The sequence below is a fragment of the Spirillospora sp. NPDC048911 genome, from assembly GCF_043198015.1.
Classification (GTDB): domain Bacteria; phylum Actinomycetota; class Actinomycetes; order Streptosporangiales; family Streptosporangiaceae; genus Spirillospora.
Genome location: NZ_JBICUD010000007.1, coordinates 63,286 through 82,246 on the forward strand (window position 1 = coordinate 63,286; position 18,961 = coordinate 82,246).

The 18,961-nt window shown below is 68.7% G+C and carries 13 protein-coding genes; 5 read left to right on the forward strand and 8 right to left on the reverse strand.

From position 1 onward, the window contains the following. Positions 1-111: 111 nt before the first annotated feature. On the forward strand, positions 112-1,227 hold the full coding sequence (locus ACGFNU_RS29900; protein ID WP_392598934.1) for a methyltransferase domain-containing protein: 1,116 nt from the start codon (positions 112-114) through the stop codon (positions 1,225-1,227). 198 nt (positions 1,228-1,425) lie between these two features. Beyond that, positions 1,426-3,684, forward strand: coding sequence for an Orn/Lys/Arg decarboxylase N-terminal domain-containing protein (locus ACGFNU_RS29905; RefSeq protein ID WP_392598936.1), 2,259 nt, complete (start codon positions 1,426-1,428; stop codon positions 3,682-3,684). 18 nt (positions 3,685-3,702) lie between these two features. On the opposite strand, the gene ACGFNU_RS29910 is transcribed toward ACGFNU_RS29905, so the two are convergent. The 6 genes from ACGFNU_RS29910 to tig all read right to left on the reverse strand — a co-directional run bounded on the left by ACGFNU_RS29910 (position 3,703) and on the right by tig (position 10,301). Then, positions 3,703-4,185, reverse strand: a complete 483-nt coding sequence (locus ACGFNU_RS29910) for a carboxymuconolactone decarboxylase family protein (protein ID WP_392598938.1) — start codon at positions 4,183-4,185, stop codon at positions 3,703-3,705. Then, positions 4,182-5,255 carry a dihydrodipicolinate reductase gene (locus ACGFNU_RS29915; RefSeq protein WP_392598940.1) on the reverse strand — a complete coding sequence of 358 codons (1,074 nt, stop codon included), beginning with the start codon at positions 5,253-5,255 and terminating at the stop codon, positions 4,182-4,184. The genes ACGFNU_RS29910 and ACGFNU_RS29915 overlap by 4 nt, the downstream gene beginning before the upstream one ends. Before the next feature lie 325 nt (positions 5,256-5,580). Next, positions 5,581-6,855: an ATP-dependent Clp protease ATP-binding subunit ClpX gene (gene clpX / locus ACGFNU_RS29920; protein ID WP_151571241.1), complete on the reverse strand. Its 1,275-nt coding sequence runs from the start codon at positions 6,853-6,855 to the stop codon at positions 5,581-5,583. A 175-nt stretch (positions 6,856-7,030) separates the two neighbouring features. Further along, positions 7,031-7,702 carry an ATP-dependent Clp protease proteolytic subunit gene (locus tag ACGFNU_RS29925; protein WP_392598942.1) on the reverse strand — a complete coding sequence of 224 codons (672 nt, stop codon included), beginning with the start codon at positions 7,700-7,702 and terminating at the stop codon, positions 7,031-7,033. 27 nt (positions 7,703-7,729) lie between these two features. Continuing rightward, positions 7,730-8,362, reverse strand: a complete 633-nt coding sequence (locus ACGFNU_RS29930; RefSeq protein WP_392599743.1) for a ClpP family protease — start codon at positions 8,360-8,362, stop codon at positions 7,730-7,732. A 427-nt stretch (positions 8,363-8,789) separates the two neighbouring features. Next, positions 8,790-10,301 carry a trigger factor gene (gene tig / locus ACGFNU_RS29935; RefSeq protein WP_392598944.1) on the reverse strand — a complete coding sequence of 504 codons (1,512 nt, stop codon included), beginning with the start codon at positions 10,299-10,301 and terminating at the stop codon, positions 8,790-8,792. A 281-nt stretch (positions 10,302-10,582) separates the two neighbouring features. Between tig and ACGFNU_RS29940 the strand changes: the two genes are divergently transcribed. After that, the gene (locus tag ACGFNU_RS29940; RefSeq protein WP_392598946.1) at positions 10,583-11,866 is read left to right on the forward strand and encodes a hypothetical protein; all 1,284 of its coding nucleotides are present in this window, start codon (positions 10,583-10,585) and stop codon (positions 11,864-11,866) included. A 6-nt stretch (positions 11,867-11,872) separates the two neighbouring features. Here ACGFNU_RS29940 and ACGFNU_RS29945 read toward each other — a convergent pair whose 3' ends face one another. Continuing rightward, positions 11,873-14,476, reverse strand: a complete 2,604-nt coding sequence (locus ACGFNU_RS29945) for a Tex family protein (RefSeq protein WP_392598948.1) — start codon at positions 14,474-14,476, stop codon at positions 11,873-11,875. Between the two features lie 58 nt (positions 14,477-14,534). Beyond that, the gene (locus ACGFNU_RS29950) at positions 14,535-16,817 is read right to left on the reverse strand and encodes an MMPL family transporter (protein ID WP_392598950.1); all 2,283 of its coding nucleotides are present in this window, start codon (positions 16,815-16,817) and stop codon (positions 14,535-14,537) included. 245 nt (positions 16,818-17,062) lie between these two features. Here ACGFNU_RS29950 and ACGFNU_RS29955 point away from each other — a divergent pair, with 245 nt between their 5' ends. Both ACGFNU_RS29955 and ACGFNU_RS29960 read left to right on the forward strand, forming a co-directional pair. After that, on the forward strand, positions 17,063-18,364 hold the full coding sequence (locus ACGFNU_RS29955) for a sensor histidine kinase (RefSeq protein ID WP_392598952.1): 1,302 nt from the start codon (positions 17,063-17,065) through the stop codon (positions 18,362-18,364). Beyond that, positions 18,316-18,960, forward strand: coding sequence for a LuxR C-terminal-related transcriptional regulator (locus ACGFNU_RS29960; RefSeq protein WP_392598954.1), 645 nt, complete (start codon positions 18,316-18,318; stop codon positions 18,958-18,960). The genes ACGFNU_RS29955 and ACGFNU_RS29960 overlap by 49 nt, the downstream gene beginning before the upstream one ends. Position 18,961: the final 1 nt, after the last annotated feature.

Genomic DNA, 18,961 nt, shown 5'->3' on the forward strand with positions numbered 1-18,961 from the left:
AACATGGGTGGGCAAGCACGAGAACCCAGCGGAGAAGAACGGGCACAAGCCCGTCCCGCCACCGCAGAAGCCCGATGACAAGGGCGACGGGAAGCGAGGGAAGTAGCCGACATGGGGGACGTCGTGCAGCACATCGAGGCCATGGCGGATCAGCTGGCCGTGGACGGGTGGCTGACTCAGGAGAAGGTACGGGCGGCGCTGCACGACGTCCCCCGGCACACGTTCGTCCCCCGGATCGCAGGGACGGGGCAAGGCGATCGAGTGGATCGTGACCTTGACCCTGATGGCTGGCTGAGTCTCGCCTACACGCAAGATGCGATCATCACGCAGCTTGACGACGGGGTCTCCGATGCCACGAGCGGGGTTTTCACATCGTCTTGTTCTGCACCCAGTACCGTTGTGTCTCTGCTGGAGTTGCTGGACGTCGAGCGTGGTCATCGGGTGCTGGAGATCGGCACTGGGACCGGATGGACCGCCGGGCTTCTGGCGCATTTGGCCGAGGAAGGCAACGTCGTCAGCGTGGAGGTCGACCCACAGGTCGCCGAGCAGGCGGCGGACAATCTCAAGAATGCCGGCGCCTCGCCTCGATTGGTCGTCGGTGACGGTGTGCGGGGTTGGGCTGAAGCGGCGCCGTACGACCGTGTACACGTCACCTGTGGCGTACGCGTGGTGCCTTATACCTGGATCGAGCAGACCAGGCCCGGGGGCGTGATCGTGCTGCCGTACAGTCCTGGATTCGGGTATGGGCATGAGCTACGGCTTGTGGTGATGCCAGACGGCACCGCTGTAGGCCGCGTTCCTGGCTACGCCTCGTACATGATGATCCGTTCGCAGCGGCCCCCTGCCCTTGATATGGACGGTGTGGAGGCGACACGTTCCCAGACGGCGGTCGATCCTCGGACTATCGCCTTCGCGCCCCCGGGTGCTGATCTCGCGATGTCGGCCACGCTGGGAGAGGTCTTCTCCAAGAGCACTCAGGCGGGCGGCAAGTACACGCTGTGGCTGTGGGCTTCTGCCGGCTCTTGGGCCAGCGCGACCTACGAGCAAGGCAAGGACACCTACGACGTCGAGCAGGCTGGTGACCGGAGGCTGTGGGACGAGGCGGAGGCGGCCTACTTCCAATGGGTCAGCTGGCGTGAACCTGGTCGGGACCGCTTCGGAATGACCGTGACACCGGAGGGGCAGACGATCTGGCTCGACTCGCCGGACTGCCCGATCGCTCGCTGACGCGGGTCTGGAGAAGCTGCGGCTGTCTGGGCGGCTTCGGTCGCGGAGCGGCCCGTCTGCACTCCTGCTTACGGCTGGGCTTGGTGATGCTGACGTGATGGTTACTCCTCGCCCTTGAATGTGCACTGTGTGTCAAGAATCGCGTACGTTGCGTTATGCCCCGGGTGTTCGCCGACGGGACGCGATGGAGGTCTTGCCGTGGAGGGAACTGTTCTCGTCGCCGCTGACGAGCGGCCCGATGCGGACTCCGCCGTCGCCGAACAGTTGCGCCGGCTGTGCACGGCCATGGAGGAGCACGGGCTGCGGGTCCGGTGGACGCATCGCGGCGCCGACGCGCTGGCGGTGATCCGGTCGGAGTCGATGCTGACGGCGATGTTGACCGGCTGGGCCGCTGACGGCGGCGAGAGGGTCCTGGAGGCGGTGACCCAGCGGTTCCACCGCCTGCCGGTCTTTCTGATGGCCGCCGACCAGGAGCCGCGCGACCTTCCCCTGTGGGTGTACGAGGTGATCCAGGGCTACGTCCTGCTGCTGGAGGACACGCCTGACTTCATCGCCGGACGGATCGCGCATGCGGCCGAGGAGTATGCCGAGCGGATACTCCCGCCGTTCTTCGAAGCGCTATGTCGACTTGACGGCCGGCACCGCTATTCCTGGCACACCCCCGCGCACGCCGGCGGGGTGGCTTTCCTCAAGTCGGCGGTGGGCCGGGCGTTCTTCGACTACTACGGCGAACGGCTGCTGCGCACCGACCTGTCCATCTCCGTTCCCGAACTCGGGTCACCACTCGACCACACCGGCCCGATCGGTGAGGCCGAGCGCAACGCTGCCCGGATCTTCGGTGCCGACCGGACGTTCTTCGTGGTCAACGGCAACTCCACCGCCAACCGCATCGTCGGCCACCACGCCATCGCCCGCGATGAGCTGGCCCTGGTCGATCGCAACTGCCACAAGTCGATCCAGCACGCTCTCACCATCAGCGGCGGCCGCCCGGTCTATCTGGTCCCCGAACGCAATGGGCTTGGATTGGCGGGGCCCATTCCGGCCAGGAAGCTCTCGGCGGAGGCCGTGCGCGAGCGATTGGTCGACCATCCCTTCACTTCTTGTGCGGCGGCTTCCGAACCCGCGTACGCCGTGGTCACCAATTCGACCTACGACGGTCTGTGCTACGACGCCGTTGGGGTGGCTGAGTTGCTGGGCGCCTCGGTGCCGCGGGTGCACTTTGACGAGGCATGGTTCGCCTATGCCCGGTTCAATCCGCTGTACGAGGGGCGATATGGCATGGCCGTGAACGAGGCGTCCCTGCCCGGCCCGGCACGTCCGACGGTGTTCACCACGCAATCCACGCACAAGCTCCTCGCTGCGCTTTCGCAGTCGTCGATGCTGCACGTGAGCCCCGCGCCGCAGGCCCCTGTGGACTATGACCGGCTCAACGAGACGTTCCTCATGCACGCCAGCACTTCGCCGCTGTATCCGATGATCGCCTCGCTGGACGTGGCGGCGGCGATGATGGACGGGCCGTCCGGGCCGTTCCTGACCGGCGAGGCGATCGTCGAGGCGATCCGCTTCCGGCAGACGATGGTCCGGCTCGCCGGCCGCATCCGCGAGGACGCCGCCCGTCCGGACTGGTTCTTCGGCGTGTGGCAACCCTCCCACGTGACCGATCCCCACACCGGTGACACCATGCCGTTCGAGGACGCCGATCTTGAGGTGTTGTCCACCAGGCCGGAATGCTGGACATTGGCGCCTGATGCCGCCTGGCACGGATTCGACGGGCTGGACGACGGCCACTGCATGCTCGATCCGATCAAGGTGACGATCACCTGTCCCGGCGCGGACGCCGTCGGCGGCACGACGCGATGGGGCATACCCGCCCGGATCGTGGCCGCCTATCTGGAGCGGCGCGGCATCGTCGTGGAGAAGACCGGGGACCACACCCTGCTGGTGCTGTTCTCGCTCGGCATCACCAAGGGCAAGTGGGGGACCCTGATCGACGCGCTGATCGACTTCAAGAACGCCTACGACGGCGACCTTCCGCTGGCCGAGGTCCTGCCCGGCTTCGGCCCGTCCGGCGTGACATTGCGCGCCCTCTGTACGCAGGTGCACGAAAAGCTGCGCGACGCGAATCTCGACGACCTGCTCGACGAGGTCTTCACCGACCTGCCCCGACCCGTCCTCACCCCGGCCGACTGCTACCAGGCCCTCATCCGCTCCAGGACCGAGCGGGTGCCGCTGAGCGGGCTGGCGGACCGCACCGCCGCCACGATCGTCGTCGTCACCCCGCCCGGCATCCCGATGCTGATGCCGGGTGAGTCCGTCGGACCGGACGACGGGCCGCTGGTGAGCTACCTGCGCGCGCTCGAAGATTTCGACCGCACCTTCCCGTTCCTGGGCACCGACATCCATGGAGTGAGCCGCGATGAGACCGGCCGCTACTGGATCGACTGCGTAGCCACTTAGCAGGCGGACGCTTCGGGGCTAGCGGTGGGTGGGGAGCATGCACATTGTGTCTAGGCCCAGGACGTGGTTCAGGCGGCCGAAGGCTAGCCAGGAGCCCAGGCTCATGGAGAGTTCGACGATTTCTTGCTGGCTGTAGTGGGCTGTCATACGGGCCCAGAAGTCTTCGTCCAGGTTGTGGTGGTCTTCGGCGTAGCGTTCGGCGTATTCGGCGGCTAGGCGGGTTCGGTCGTCGAAGGCGTCGGTGGTTCGCCAGTTGGTGACGGCTTCGGGGAAGTCGTCTTCTACTTTTTCGCCGTCGCGGTCGGTGCGCCAGTCGAGGCAGAAGATGCAGCCGTTGATCTGGGCTATGCGCAGGCGGGCCGCTTCGAACTCGCGGAGGCCCAGGGTGGTGTGCGCGTAGACGGAGAGGGAGAAGTTCGCCGCGGCGGGGCCTATGCCGGGGATCATCTCGCCCCATACGTACTCGATCGCGTCCTTGCCCTCGGGGATGTCGATGTTCATGGCTTCCTTCCGAGCTTGCCGGTCGCCGGGCGCAGCGGGACGTCCAGGGCGTCGTAGAGGCCGGGAGCGGCTTCTACCAGCCAGTCGATGGCGTTGACCAGGCGGCCCACGGCTGTGGCGTTGCCACCTTCGGCGCGGTTGCCGTTCTCGGTCGCCTCGACCGTGACCTCGATGCGCGGACTGCCCTCGATGATCACGCGGTGGGCACCGTCGCCGTCGGGCGGGGTGGGCCAGTCGGGGGCGCAGGACGGGTGAATGCGCGTGACGTGTTCGATGACGATGCGGGGCTCGTCGTCGATGATTCCCTGGACCTCGAAGCGGAGAGCGCCTTGGGTGCCCTTCTCGAACTCGCCCATAGTGGCGGTGGTGATCGTCTCGTCCAGATCCCGGCGGGTCACGGTCTCCCGGATCTCGTCCAGCTCGACGCCCAGGGCGCGGGCGATCAGGCGGATCTGGCCGCCCCAGACCATGGTCGGGATCGTGGGGGCGACCATGGGCGGCTCGTAGTCCATCGGCTGGCCCATGCCGACGATGTAGCGGACCGAGTCCTCCTGGTCGTAGGTGGAGTAGTCGAAGATCTCCTGGCAGCGGATCGCCTCGATGGTGCCGCCCAGGCCGCTGAGGAGCGCGGGAAGAATGTCGTTGCCCCAGCCTGGATCTACTCCTGAGACGAAGAGGGAGCCGCCTCCCTCGGAGATGGCGGCCATGATCGGGTCGCGGACCTCGGGCGGGGCGTTGCGCTGGTCGTAGAGCGCGTAGAGGGACGGGGTGACGACTACGGCCCCGGCGCGGATCGCCTTGGCGATGTCGGCGATGGCGTCGTCGGGGCGGAGTTCTCCCGATGCTGCATACACAACGGCCTGGGGACGCCCGGCCAGCACTGTCTCGATGTCGTCGCTGGCCGCCACGCCCAGGTCGCGGCCGAGGCCGGCCAGGTCTCCCGCGTCGCGGCCCACCTTGTCCGGGTTGTTGACGAGCACGGCTGTGAGGGCCAGTGCCGGATGCGCTTCGATGGCGCGGATGGCCAGGCGGCCGACGTTGCCGGTCCCCCAGACGATCGTGGAGATCATGCCCGGAGCCTAGCAAGCGTTTGGTTTGGTGTGAATGGGGTCACACCGACGCGTTGGCAGTTCGCCGCGTCCGTCGACCCGCCACTACTACGGCTTTCGGCGGAGCATCCGGTGGATGGCCGGGCTGCTGCGACACGCCCAGGGGCGAAGCCCCAGAGGGGCGAGGGGCAAAGCCCCAGAGGGGCGAGGGGCGGAGCCCCAAAAGGGGGTGCGGGGGCGGAGCCCCTGCATCGGGGGTTCCAGGGGGTCGTCCCCCTGGGCAGGCATGGCGAAGGGCAGTGGTCCGCGCTTTCCGCGGACACACTGCCCCCATGCCCGAAGGCCGTCAGGCCGACTTTTCCCGAGGTTCGCGCTTGGTGCGTTCGCGCGGGACGAGGGTCGGGTTGACGTGTTCCAGGACGGCTTCCCGGGTGATCACGACGCGGGCGACGTCGTGGCGGGACGGAACCTCGTACATCACCGAGAGGAGGACCTCTTCCATGATGGCGCGGAGGCCACGGGCGCCGGTGCCGCGGAGGATGGCCTGGTCGGCGATCGCCTCGAGGGCGTCGTCGGTGAACTCCAGGTCGACCCCGTCCAGCTCGAAGAGCCGGTGGTACTGGCGGACCAGCGCGTTCTTGGGCTCGGTGAGGATGTTGATCAGAGCCTCACGGTCCAGGTTGTGGACGCTGGTGATGACCGGGAGACGGCCCACGAACTCGGGGATCATGCCGAACTTGAGGAGGTCCTCGGGCATGACGTCGGCGAGCACGTTGACCGACTCGTCGAACTCGGTCTTGGAACGGATGACCGCGCCGAAGCCCATGCCCTGCTTACCGACGCGGGACTCGACGATCTTCTCCAGGCCGGCGAAGGCGCCACCGCAGATGAACAGCACGTTGGTGGTGTCGATCTGGATGAACTCCTGGTGGGGGTGCTTGCGGCCGCCCTGGGGCGGGACGCTCGCGGTGGTGCCCTCCAGGATCTTGAGCAGGGCCTGCTGCACGCCCTCGCCCGAGACGTCCCGGGTGATCGACGGGTTCTCGCTCTTGCGAGCTATCTTGTCGACCTCGTCGATGTAGATGATCCCCGTCTCGGCCTTCTTGACGTCGTAGTCGGCCGCCTGGATCAGCTTCAGCAGGATGTTCTCAACGTCCTCGCCCACATAGCCGGCCTCGGTGAGGGCGGTGGCGTCCGCGATGGCGAACGGGACGTTGAGGAGTTTGGCGAGCGTCTGCGCGAGCAGCGTCTTGCCCGATCCGGTCGGACCCAGGAGAAGGATGTTCGACTTGGCCAGCTCGACCGCGTCGTCTCGTGAGTTGTCGCCGGACTGGATGCGCTTGTAGTGGTTGTAGACGGCCACGGAAAGAGCTTTCTTGGCCGTCTCCTGCCCGATGACGTAGGAGTCGAGGAAGTCGAAGATCTCCCTCGGCTTGGGCAGGCTGTCCCACTTGAGGTCGGAGGTCTCGGAGAGCTCCTCCTCGATGATCTCGTTACAGAGATCGATGCACTCGTCGCAGATGTACACGCCCGGACCCGCGATGAGCTTCTTGACCTGCTTCTGGCTCTTCCCGCAGAACGAGCACTTGAGCAAGTCACCACCGTCGCCGATGCGTGCCACCCAACTGTCTCCTTTTCGTGGGGCCGCCCGCCTGAGAGGATGCGGCGCAGCTCGATTGCGTCCCGAAGGCTCTCGACGTTGGATTCGACGTTACCGTCTCCAACGGACTTGGTAAGCCCCTCGCCCGGAACTATGACGACCGGGCTGGGGGCGCTACCTCATCCGGGTTGCCGTCTCAGGACGACACTACCTCGGCCTTGCGCTTCCTGCTCTGGAAGACGTCGTCGATCAGACCGTACGCCTTGGCTTCCTCGGCAGTAAGAATCTTGTCACGCTCGATGTCGTGCCGCACCTCCGCCAGATCCTTGCCGCTGTGCTTGGCGAGGATGTCCTCGAGGAGCTCCCGGATCCGCATGATCTCGCGGGCCTGGATCTCGATGTCGCTGGACTGGCCGTAGGTGCCCTCGGTCGCGGGCTGATGGATCAGGATCCGCGAGTTGGGCAGTGCCGCCCGCTTGCCCTGGGTGCCGGCCGCCAGCAGCACGGCCGCGGCCGAGGCGGCCTGGCCGATGCAGACGGTCTGCACGTCGGGCTTGACGAACTGCATCGTGTCATAGATCGCCGTCATGGCGGTGAACGAGCCGCCCGGCGAGTTGATGTAGATGCTGATGTCGCGGTCCGGGTCGATCGACTCGAGCGTGATCAGCTGGGCCATCACGTCGTTGGCCGACGCGTCGTCGATCTGCACGCCGAGGAAGATGATCCGCTCTTCGAAGAGCTTGTTGTACGGGTTCATCTCCTTGACCCCGTACGTGGTGCGCTCGACGAACGACGGAATGATGTAGCGGTTGTCGACGGGGGTCGCGCCCCCCGCCGTCACCAGGTTGGGCCTGATCAGGTCGCTCACTGTGTGCCTCCGATAAAGATTCAGTCGTCAGGAGACGGGGCCCTCGGAGGGCACCTGCGTCGCGCTCTGCACCACGTGGTCGACGAAGCCGTAGTCCTTGGCGTCGGCGGCGGTGAACCAGCGGTCACGGTCGGAGTCGCGCTCGATCTGGTCCAGCGACTGGCCCGTGTGGAAGGCGATCTTCTCGGCGAGCGTCTTCTTCACGTACAACATCTGCTCGGCCTGGATCTTGATGTCGGAGGCCGTGCCGCCGATGCCGCCGGACGGCTGGTGCATCATGATCCGCGCGTGCGGCAGGGCGAACCGCTTGCCGGTCGTGCCGGCGCACAGCAGGAACTGCCCCATCGAGGCGGCCAGGCCCATGCCGACCGTCACGATGTCGTTCGGGACGTACTGCATGATGTCGTAGATCGCCATGCCGGCGGTGACGGAGCCACCTGGCGAGTTGATGTAAAGCGTGATGTCGCGGCGGCCGTCCTCGGCGGACAGCAGCAGCAGCTCGGCGCAGATGCGGTTGGCGATGTCGTCGTCGACCTGCTGGCCGAGGACGACGATCCGCTGCCGCAGCAGGCGCTGGAAGAGCTGCTCACCCAGGGGAAGCAGGGGCGCCTCGGCCACCCGCGCCTGGATCGGCGACGACTCGTCGAAAGTCGGAGGCATGCTCACCGGGTGTTCCTCCGGTCCTTTAATCGGTTCGGATGCTTGCGACATTAACGCGCTCCCGCACCCGTTTAAGCCTGGAGGGCCGCCTTTTCGCTCGGGGCGTAGCTGTGTTGGCTGGCTTCGTGGCCTCGGGGGCCTCGCCTGGCGGCTCGGCCCCCGAACCACAAAGCGGGCGAACGCGACATCGCTTCGCGATCTTCCCCGGGGGGCCTCGCCTTCGGCCGGCCCCCCCGCTCAGCGCCGCGCGTTCGCGTGCGGGGTCGGGGCTTCCGTTCCTCTGCCGGAGCCAAGGACACCTCGTACTCTGCATCTCCCGGAGCCAGCGACGCCTCGTGCCCGCGCTTCCCGGGAACGAGAGACGCCTCGTCCCCCAGACAGGCGGGACGAGGCGTCTTCGGTGATCTCAGGAGGGGCTGAGAAGGCGTCAGGCGTCCTTCTTCTCCTCGTCCTTGACCTCGGCCGCCTCGGCGTCCGGGGTCTCGTCAGCGGCGGCCTCGGGGGCCTCCGTGGCGTCACCGTCGGCCGTGGCGTCACCGTCGGCCGTGGCGTCACCGTCGGCCGTGGCGTCAGCGGTCTCGGCGTCGTCCGTGGTCTCGGCGTCGGCCGTCTCGCCGTTCAGCTCGCGGCGGGCGGCCTCCACGTCGATCACGTTGCCGGCCTCGTCCTTGATCGTGACGTGCTCGACCACGAGGTTGAGCGCCTTGCTGCGCAGCACCTCCGACACGATCGCGGGAAGCTGGTTGTTCTCGGTGAGGTACTGGGCCAGCTGCTGCGGCGCCACGCCCATCTGCATGGCCTGCGTGACCACGTACTCGCTGAGCTCCTCGTTCTCGACGCCCAGCTCCTCCTGCACGGCGAGCTGGTCGAGGACGAACCCGCCCTTGACCGCCAGGGCGGCCGCGTCGGCGACCTCCTTGTCGAAGTCCTCCTCGGACTTCTCCTCGTCCGCGAGGTAGTCGGCCTTGGTCATGCCGGCCATCTGGAGCTGCTGCTCCAGCTGCTGGTTGCGGCGGCCGATCTCTTCCTCGACGACCTTCTCCGGCAGCGGGATCTCGACCTTCTCCAGCAGGGCCTCCAGCGCCTTGTCACGGGCGTCGGACAGCTGCTGCATGCGGCCCTGGCGGTCGAGGCGGGACTTCACGTCGTCGCGCAGCTCGCCGATGGTGTCGAACTCGCTGGCCATCTGGGCGAAGTCATCGTCCAGCTCCGGCATGTTCTTGACCTTGACGCTCTGCACCGTGACGGTGACCTCGGCCTCCTCGCCGGTGCGCTCGCCGCCGACCAGGGTGCTGGTGAACGTCTTGCTCTCGCCGGCCGCGAGGCCGACCAGGGCGTCGTCCAGGCCCTCGATGGCCGACTTGCTGCCGACCTCGTAGGAGTAGCCGCTGGTGGAGGCGTCCTCGATGTCCTCGCCGTCGATCGTGGCGGCCAGGTCGACGGTGGCGAAGTCGCCCTCTTCGACGGCGCGCTCGACGGTGGTCAGCGAGGCGAACCGCTCGCGCAGGTTGTCGACGGTCTCGTCGATCTGCTCGTCGGTGACCTCGGCGGTCTCGACGGTGACCTCGAGGCCGTCGTAGTCCGGCACGTCGAACTTGGGCCGGATGTCGACCTCGGCGGTGAACGCGAACTGCTCACCGTCGTTGAGCTCGGTCACCTCGACGTCGGGCTGGCCGAGGACGAAGAGCTCCTTCTCCTCGACGGCGCGACCGTACAGCTCGGGCAGCGCGTCGTTGACCGCCTCCTGCAGCACCGCACCCCGGCCGACGTACTTGTCGATCAGCGGGGCGGGAACCTTGCCGCGGCGGAAGCCCTTGATGCTGACCTGCTGCGAGATCTCCTTGTACGCCTTGTCGAGGTTCGGCTTGAGCTCGTCGAACGGAACCTCGACGGTGAGCTTGACCCGCGTGGGGGTCAGCTCCTCGACATCGGTCTTCACTGGGGTAGGTCTCCTTGGATCCGGCGCTGTCTCGGCCGCGGCGTTCGAGGTTCGACGCGTACTCAGCCAATCAGTCTCTAGGGTCGGGCGCGGGCACGCCGAAGAACCGGCGCCGCGCCTCGCGCGCCAAGTCTATGGGGTCCCGGCGGCGGCTGAGGACATCGGCGGCGGAGAAGACGCAGGGAAAGCCGGGAGACGCCCCCGGGATCCCGATCTCGTTACGTGACGGATGTCCTTCAGGGGTGTGACATAGAGCACGTCAACCCTCATACTCGTTCGGGATGAATGGGATAGTTGCGGCCTTTGGGGCAACCGGGCTCTATTACATCGGCTTCGCCATCTTCAAGCTCGCCGCGGACCGCATGGAACCGGTCCGCGGCAATCGCATCCCGCATCTCGTCTGGGTGATCCTCACCAACTGGATCTTCCTGGTCGGCCTGGCGCTCGTCCTGGGCGGGCTCAGCCTGCAGATTCTCGCGCTGAGCAAGGTGTCCCTCGGTATCGCCGTGCCCATCTTCATGTCGGGACTCATTCCGCTGATCATCATTTCGATGATCTTTTTCCGCGAGCGGATGACCGCGCGCGAATGGCTCAGCCTGGTGCTGATCGGCGCGGCGATAACCCTGCTGACGCTGTCGATCGGCGACCCGCCCCCACTGGAGATCGTCGACGTGCCGCCCTGGAAGCTCGGCGTGGTGGTCGGCCCGGCGGTGGTGGTGCCGCTGCTGATCATCGTGCTGAGCGACTACCGGCCGGACGGGCGGCACGCGCGGCCGATCACCGGCATCGCCTACGGGCTGAGCTCCGGCTTCCCGGTCGGCACCGCCGAGCTCGCGATCAAGGGGTGGAGCGACAACGGCGCCAAGGGCCTGGACATCCTGTCGACCCCGTATCCCTACATCACGGTGCTGTCGGCCGCGCTCGGCTTCGGCATCATGGTCGCCGCGTTCCAGCGCTGCCGGGTGACGATCGTCGCGACCGTGATGACGGTGAGCGCCAAGTCGTACCTGCTGCTCATGGGCACGTTCATGTACGCCGAACCGTGGCCGACCGATTTCCAGCACTTCTCCCTGCGGCTGGGCGCGCTGGCACTGGGCGCGATAGCGGTACTCCAGTTTCCGCGGCACCATCCCGTGCGTGCTGACGAAGGGCCGGACTACGAGGAAGTGCCGGCCGCGCAGGATCCCTTCGGCCAGGCCTCGCCGGCCGCACGCGGCCCGATGACTCGCGCGCCTCTCGTCCGGGATCCGCTGGCAGGTATCCCCTTCGCAGGCGCCTCGCCACTGGCGGCTCCAACACCGCCGCAGACACCCGTTCAGCAGCAACCGCCTGCGCAGCAGCCTCCTGCCCAGACGAACGTGGCGCAGCCTGGCCAGCCACCCGTTGCCCAGCCCAGCGTACCGCCGCCCGCGCAACCACCCCTCGCGCAGCCCAACGAGCCCTCGCCTGCGCAGCCACCTGCTGGGCAGCCAGACGTGCCGCCGCCCACGCAGCCGAAGGGGACGCGGACCGGACGGTATCCCGCCTGGCCCGCGCCCCCTCCGCACGACCCTTCCGAGGGCTAGGAGCGTCTAGCGGCGCTTGTCGCGCCCCTTACCGCCCTTGCCGCCGCCCTGGCCCTGGTTAGGGAGACCCTTGTCGAGGCCGGCCCGCCGCAGTGCGTCGGCCATGGCGCCGCCACCGCCGCCGCCCGCGCCCGAGTCACGGCCGCCGCGTCCGCCCTGACCGCCGCGTCCGCCTCCGCCACTTCCGCGCTGGCCCTGCTGGCCTCGCTGGTCGCCGCCTTGCCTGTCGCCCTGCCCGCGTGGACCGCTGCCCTGGCCCCCGCCTTGGGCGCCCTGGGCGCCGCCACCACCGCGCTGGCCTCCACGCTGGCCGCCGCCGCGCTGGCCACGGTTGTCGCCGCGACGGCCACCACCGCCGCCCGACTGCTCACGCCCACCGCTCCCCTGCGCCGTCTCGTCCTCAAGTCGCAGCGTGAGCGAGATGCGCTTGCGCTGCAGATCGACGTCCAGCACCTTCACGCGCACGATGTCGCCGGGCTTGACGACGTCACGCGGGTCCTCGACGAACTTGTTCGACATCGCGGAGATGTGGACGAGCCCGTCCTGGTGCACGCCCACGTCCACGAACGCTCCGAACGCCGCGACGTTGGTGACGACGCCCTCCAGGATCATCCCGGCCTTGAGGTCGGCGAGAGTGTCGACGCCCTCCTTGAACGTGGCCGTCTTGAAGGCGGGACGCGGGTCACGCCCAGGCTTCTCAAGCTCCGCCAGGATGTCGGTGACCGTCGGCAGGCCGAACGTGTCGTCCACGAACTCGGCGGGCTTGAGAGAACGCAGCACCGCCGTATTACCGATGAGCCCCTTGATGTCGTTGCCCGCCGCGTCGATGATGCGCCGCACGACCGGATACGACTCGGGGTGCACGCTGGACGCGTCCAGCGGGTCGTCGCCACCGGGAATGCGCAGGAAACCCGCACACTGCTCGAACGCCTTGGGCCCGAGCCGCGCCACGTCCTTGAGACCGGTGCGCGTGCGGAACGGCCCGTTGGCGTCGCGGTGGGCGACGATGCTGTCGGCCAGGCTCTCGCCGATGCCCGACACGCGGGTGAGGAGCGGCGCGGACGCGGTGTTGACGTCGACGCCGACCGCGTTCACGCAGTCCTCGACGACGGCGTCCAGCGAACGCGACAGCTTCACCTCAGACAGGTCGTGCTGGTACTGGCCGACCCCGATGGACTTGGGGTCGATCTTGACCAGCTCGGCCAGCGGGTCCTGGAGCCGGCGCGCGATCGAGACGGCGCCGCGCAGCGACACGTCCAGGTCGGGCAGCTCGCGCGAGGCGTACGCGGACGCCGAGTACACCGACGCGCCCGCCTCCGACACCATGATCTTGGTGAGCTTGAGGTCGGGGTGACGGGCGATGAGATCGGCCGCGAGCTTGTCGGTCTCGCGCGACGCCGTGCCGTTGCCGATCGCGATCAGATCGACATTGTGCTCGCGGCACAGCTTGGCCAGCGTCTCGATCGACTCGTCCCACTTGCGCCGCGGCTCGTGCGGGAAGATCGCGTCCGTGGCGACGACCTTGCCGGTGGCGTCCACGGCGGCGACCTTCACGCCGGTGCGCAGGCCCGGGTCGAGGCCGAGCGTGGTCCGCGTGCCGGCCGGGGCGGCCAGCAGCAGGTCGCGCAGGTTGGCGGCGAACACCTTGACCGCCTCGTCCTCCGCCTCCTGCCGCAGCCGCGTCCGCAGGTCGATGCCCAGGTGCACGAGAATGCGCGTGCGCCAGGCCCAGCGCACCGCGTCGGAGAGCCAGCGGTCCGCGGGCCTGCCCTGGTCGACGATCGCGAAGCGCCGCGCGATCTCGGCCTCGTACGAGCTGCGCTTGCCCGGGTCGGCCTCGTCGACCGGCTCCGGCTCCATGTCGAGGTCGAGGACCTCCTCCTTCTCCCCGCGGAACAGCGCGAGGATCCGGTGCGAGGGCAGCTTGGTGAACGGCTCGGCGAAGTCGAAGTAGTCGGAGAACTTGGCGCCCGCCTCCTCCTTGCCTTCGCGGACCTTGGACACGACTCGGCCGCGCGACCACACCTGCTCGCGCAGCGTGCCGATGAGGTCGGCGTCCTCGGCGAAGCGCTCGACCAGGATGGCCCTGGCGCCCTCCAGCGCCGCCGCCGCGTCGGCGACGCCCTTCTCCTCGTCCACGTAACCGGCGGCCGCGGCCTGCGGGTCGTTCGACGGGTCGGCCAGCAGCAGCTCGGCGAGCGGTTCCAGCCCCGCCTCGCGGGCGATCTGGGCCTTGGTACGGCGTTTGGGCTTGTACGGGAGGTAGATGTCCTCCAGCCGGGCCTTGGACTCCGCGCCCATGATCTGGGCGCGGAGCTCGTCGGTCAGCTTGCCCTGCGACTCGATCGACTCGAGGATCGCGGTGCGCCGTTCCTCCATCTCGCGCAGGTAGCGCAGCCGCTCTTCGAGCGCGCGCAGCTGCGCGTCGTCGAGCGCGCCGGTCGCCTCCTTGCGGTAGCGGGCGATGAACGGCACCGTCGATCCGCCGTCGAGCAGGTCGACGGCGACCTGTACCTGCCCCTCGCGGACGCCGAGCTCATCGGCGATCCGCCGGCTGATCGAGACCGGCGCGACGCCGGTGGTGCCTGTCTGGCTGATGGACGCTGTCACGAGTGGAATCCCGCTCTCTTCCCCTGGATATCGCCTGAGCATTGTCCAGGAACGGGCGTCACTTGTCGCGCGGAGGCCCGTGAACGGGACTCCGCTGCCCGTCCCAGGGGGTTCCTTGGGCGTCCCGCGGGGTTCCCTGGGCGTGCCAGCCCTGCCGCTGTTCGCGCCGAGGGCGGCGAACGGGCTGGACAGGCCACCAGTTGGCCGTGCCGAGCAGCGCCATCAGGGAGGGCAGGACGACGATGCGGATGACCACGGCGTCGATCAGGACCGCCACGGCGAGCCCGATGCCCATCTGCTTCATGTCCATCATGCGCATGGAGCCGAACAGCGCGAAGACCGAGATCATGATCACGGCGGCGCTGGTGACCACGCCCGCCGAGCGGGTGATGCCGTCGGCGACCGCCTGCCGGGTCGGCACGCCCGCCGCGGCCGCCTCGCGGATCCGGCTGACCAGGAAGACGTGGTAGTCCATCGACAGCCCGAAGAGCACCGCGAACAGGAACAGCGGGATCCAGGCGATGATGTGCCCGGTGGAGGTGAAGCCGAGCGTCCCCTCGGCCCAGGTGTGCTGGAAGACGAGCACGAGCGCGCCGAACGAGGCGCCCACCGACAGCAGGTTGATGAAGATCGCGGTGAGGGCGACGACGACGGAACGGAACATCACCGCCATCATCACGAACGTCAGGAGCAGCACGAACCCGATGACCAGCGGCAGCCGTTCCTCCAGGCGCACGCCGAAGTCGTGGCTGTCGGCGGCCTCTCCGCCGACCCAGTGCTCGGCTCCGGCGACCTTGCCGGCAGTAGCGGGCAGCAGGTCGGTGCGGAGCTTCGTCACAGCGTCCTGTGCCTGGGCGGAGTTGACGGCGTACGGGGAGGCCAGGACGAGCGTGTGCACGCGACGATCGGCTGACTCACGCACTTGAGCCGTGGTCGGGGCAAAGAGCCGGTCGTCACGCGTCTTGACGGCCAACTGGCCAAGGGCCTGCTTGGCTTCGGCAGCTCGTTCGGCCGGAGCACGGACGACGACGAGGTGGGACGTGGACTCGCCAGGGAACGCGGCGGTCAGCCGGTCATAGGTCTGCATGGCGGGGATGGCGCGGGGCAGCTCGTCGGCGGTGGTCGACTTGAGGTCCATTCCCAGGGCGGGGAGCGCCAGGGCCACGAGCGCGAGCACCGAGACCAGCAGCGTCGCCGCCGGGTGACGGAGCGCCGGGCGCAGCAGCGCCGGCCACAACCGGGGCGGCCCCTGTCGCGTCGCGGTCAGCCGCCAGACGAACGGCACGCGGGGACGATCGACGCGTGGGCCGAGCTTGGCCAGGACGGCCGGGAGCACGGTGACCGAGCCGAGCATCGCCACCGCGACGACGATGATGGCCGCCGAGGCGAGGGACGTGAAGACGACATGGCCGGTCAGGAACAGCCCGGCCATCGAGACGATCACGGCGACGGCGGAGACGACGACGGCGTGCCCGGACGTGGCCGCGGCGATCTCGATCGCGTCGAGGTGGCCGCGTCCCTTCGCGCGCTCCTCACGTTCGCGCCGCAGGTAGAAGAGCGAGTAGTCGATGCCGACCGCCAGCCCCATCAGCGAGATCATGCTGGTCGCCGTGTCGTACATCGGCAGCAGGTGGGAGATCAGCGAGGTCAGCCCGACGGCGCCGAGCACCGAGGTGATCGCCAGCAGCAGCGGCACGCCCGCGGCGATGACGGCGCCGAAGGCCACCAGCAGGATGATCAGCGTGATCGGCAGCCCGAACATGTCGGCCTTGAGTAGATCCTCGACGATGAGCTCGCCGAGGCCCCGCGGGATGGAGGCGTCGCCCGCCTGCTCGATCCGCAGGCCGGGATGGGCCCGCTGGACCTCCGCGGTCTGCGCGAGCAGCGGCTCGACCCGGTCCTTGGCCGTCTCCGGGTCGCCGCGCATGGTGACGGGGAGCAGCACCGCGTCGCCCTTGGGCGACGGGGAGGGCCGCCCCACGGCGGCGACCTCGGGCAGCTTCCGCATCCGCTGGGCGACCTCGCCTGCGGCTTGGGCGGCCTGGGCCTGGTCCAGCGTCCCCTTCCGTGCCGAGATGAGGACGTTCTCCCCTGCCGGTTCGGGGACGCCGTGATCGTGCGCGACCCTCGCGGCGCGTCCGGACTCGCCCGTCCCCTGGTCGATCAGCGTCGCCTTCTGCGTCCCGGTCGCACCGCCGATGACCAGGCAGGCCACCACGAACGCGAGCCACAGGCCGATCGCCCGCCACGGATGGACGGCGCTCCAGCGCGCCACCCGGACCGTCGGTCCCTGCTTCGGGGCCCGCCTCGACCCTCGTCCGCCCTCCAGTTGCGTGTTCATCGTTCGCCCTTCGCTGCTCGCCGTCGCGGTTCAGAACTCAGTCGCGGTTCGGAACTCATGACGTCGATGCTCTTGCGGGGCGGGCCGGCGGGCACTGGCCTCAGCTCCCCCTCGGAGGTAGGGATTCACCTCCCCTTTTTCACGTCCGAACGGGGACCTAGCACTACCCATTCGCGGCGGTGGACGGACCAGAATGAGGCGATCGGCGGAGTTCGACCGGACAGGCCGAGAGGGAGGCAGGGACAGTGAGTGACCGCGACGAAAGCGGCGCCCCCGAGGGGGCGGTCCACCGCTGGTTTCTCTCGGGGGTACGCGGCCTGATCCAGGTGGTGCTCTCGCAGGCGGCGAACATCCCGCTGTTCGTGCTGGCCGTGGTGTCGTTCGCGCTGATACCCATCGGCGTCGGCGTCTTTCTGCTGCCGCCGGTAATGCTCGCGCTGCGCGCGCTGGCCAACCAGCAGCGGGCATGGGGCGCCGAGTGGTCGGACGTGACGATCCCGGTGCCGTACCGGCCCGAGCCCGCGTCGGCCAATCCGTTCCGCCGGCTGGGCTGGCTGCTCGGCGATCCGGCGACGTGGCGCGACGTGCTGTGGTCGCTGCTGAACGCCCCGGTCGGGCTGCTGCTCGGGCTCCTGCCGGCCGCCCTGGTGGTGTACGGCGTGGAGGGCGTCATCGTCGCGCCGTTGCTCGCCGAGATCACGGACTACGGCTGGGGCCCGTTCTGGACGCTCCAGGACTGGGGACTGGTCGGCATCGTCGGCTCGATCATCGGGGGCCTGGCGCTCACCGCGATCGGCCTGCTGACGGGCCCGCGCATTCTGCGGGCGCACGCGCTGTTCAACCGTTCGCTCCTCGCGCCCACGCGTGGCGCGCTGGAGCAGCGCGTCCAGCGGCTCACCGAGACGCGGTCGGAGACCGTGGACGCGTCGGCGGCCGAACTGCGCCGGATCGAACGCGACCTGCACGACGGCGCGCAGGCCCGCCTCGTGGCGCTCAGCATGAACATCGGGTTGGCCGGGGAGCTGATGAAGCACGACCCCGAGGCCGCTCAGAAGCTGCTCGTCGAGGCGCGCGAAGCCAGCGGCACGGCTCTCACCGAGCTGCGTGACCTGGTGCGCGGCATCCATCCGCCGGTGCTGGCCGAACGTGGCCTGGACGGCGGCGTGCGGGCCCTCGCCCTGTCGTTGCCGCTGCCCGTTGACGTCGAGATCGACCTGCCGGGACGGCCGGTGGCCCCGGTGGAGTCGGCCGCCTACTTCGCCGTCGCCGAGATCCTCGCCAACGTCGCCAAGCACAGCGGCGCCAACCGCGCGTGGATCGACATCCACCACGCGAACGGCGCGCTCAAGATGATCGTGGGCGACGACGGCCTCGGCGGGGCCGACCTCGCCGCGGGCACGGGGATGCGGGGAATCGAACGCAGGCTGGGCGCATTCGATGGGACCATGGTCGTGACCAGTCCGCGGGGCGGACCCACCGTCGTGACCATGGAGATCCCGTGCGCGTTGTCATCGCCGAGGACCTTGCCCTCCTCCGGGATGGACTGATCCGCCTGCTGGAGGCGTTCCAGTTCGAGGTCGTCGAGGCCGTCGACAACGGGCCGTCGCTGCTCCGCGCGCTGACGACCCACCGTCCGGACGTGGCCGTGGTCGACGTGCGCCTGCCGCCGACGTTCACCGACGAGGGCCTGCGGGCGGCGCTGGAGGCGCGCAAAGAGATCCGCGGCCTGCCCGTCCTGGTCCTGTCGCAGCACGTCGAGCAGCTGTACGCGCGCGAGTTGCTGAGCGACAGCTCGGGTGGCATCGGCTACCTGCTCAAGGACCGCGTGTCGGACGTGAGCCAGTTCGTCGACGCCGTCCGCCGGGTCGCCGACGGCGGCACCGCGCTCGACCCCGACGTGGTCGCCCAGCTCCTCACGCGCCGCGCCCGCGAGGAGCCGCTCCAGGCGCTGACCCCGCGCGAGCGCGAGGTGCTGGAGCTGATGGCCGAGGGACGGTCGAACGCGGCGATCGCCGGCAAGCTCTTCATCACCGAGAAGGCGATCAGCAAGCACACCAACAACATCTTCGGCAAGCTCAACCTGCCGCCGTCCGAAGACGACAACCGCCGCGTCCTGGCCGTCCTGGCCTACCTCAACGGATGAC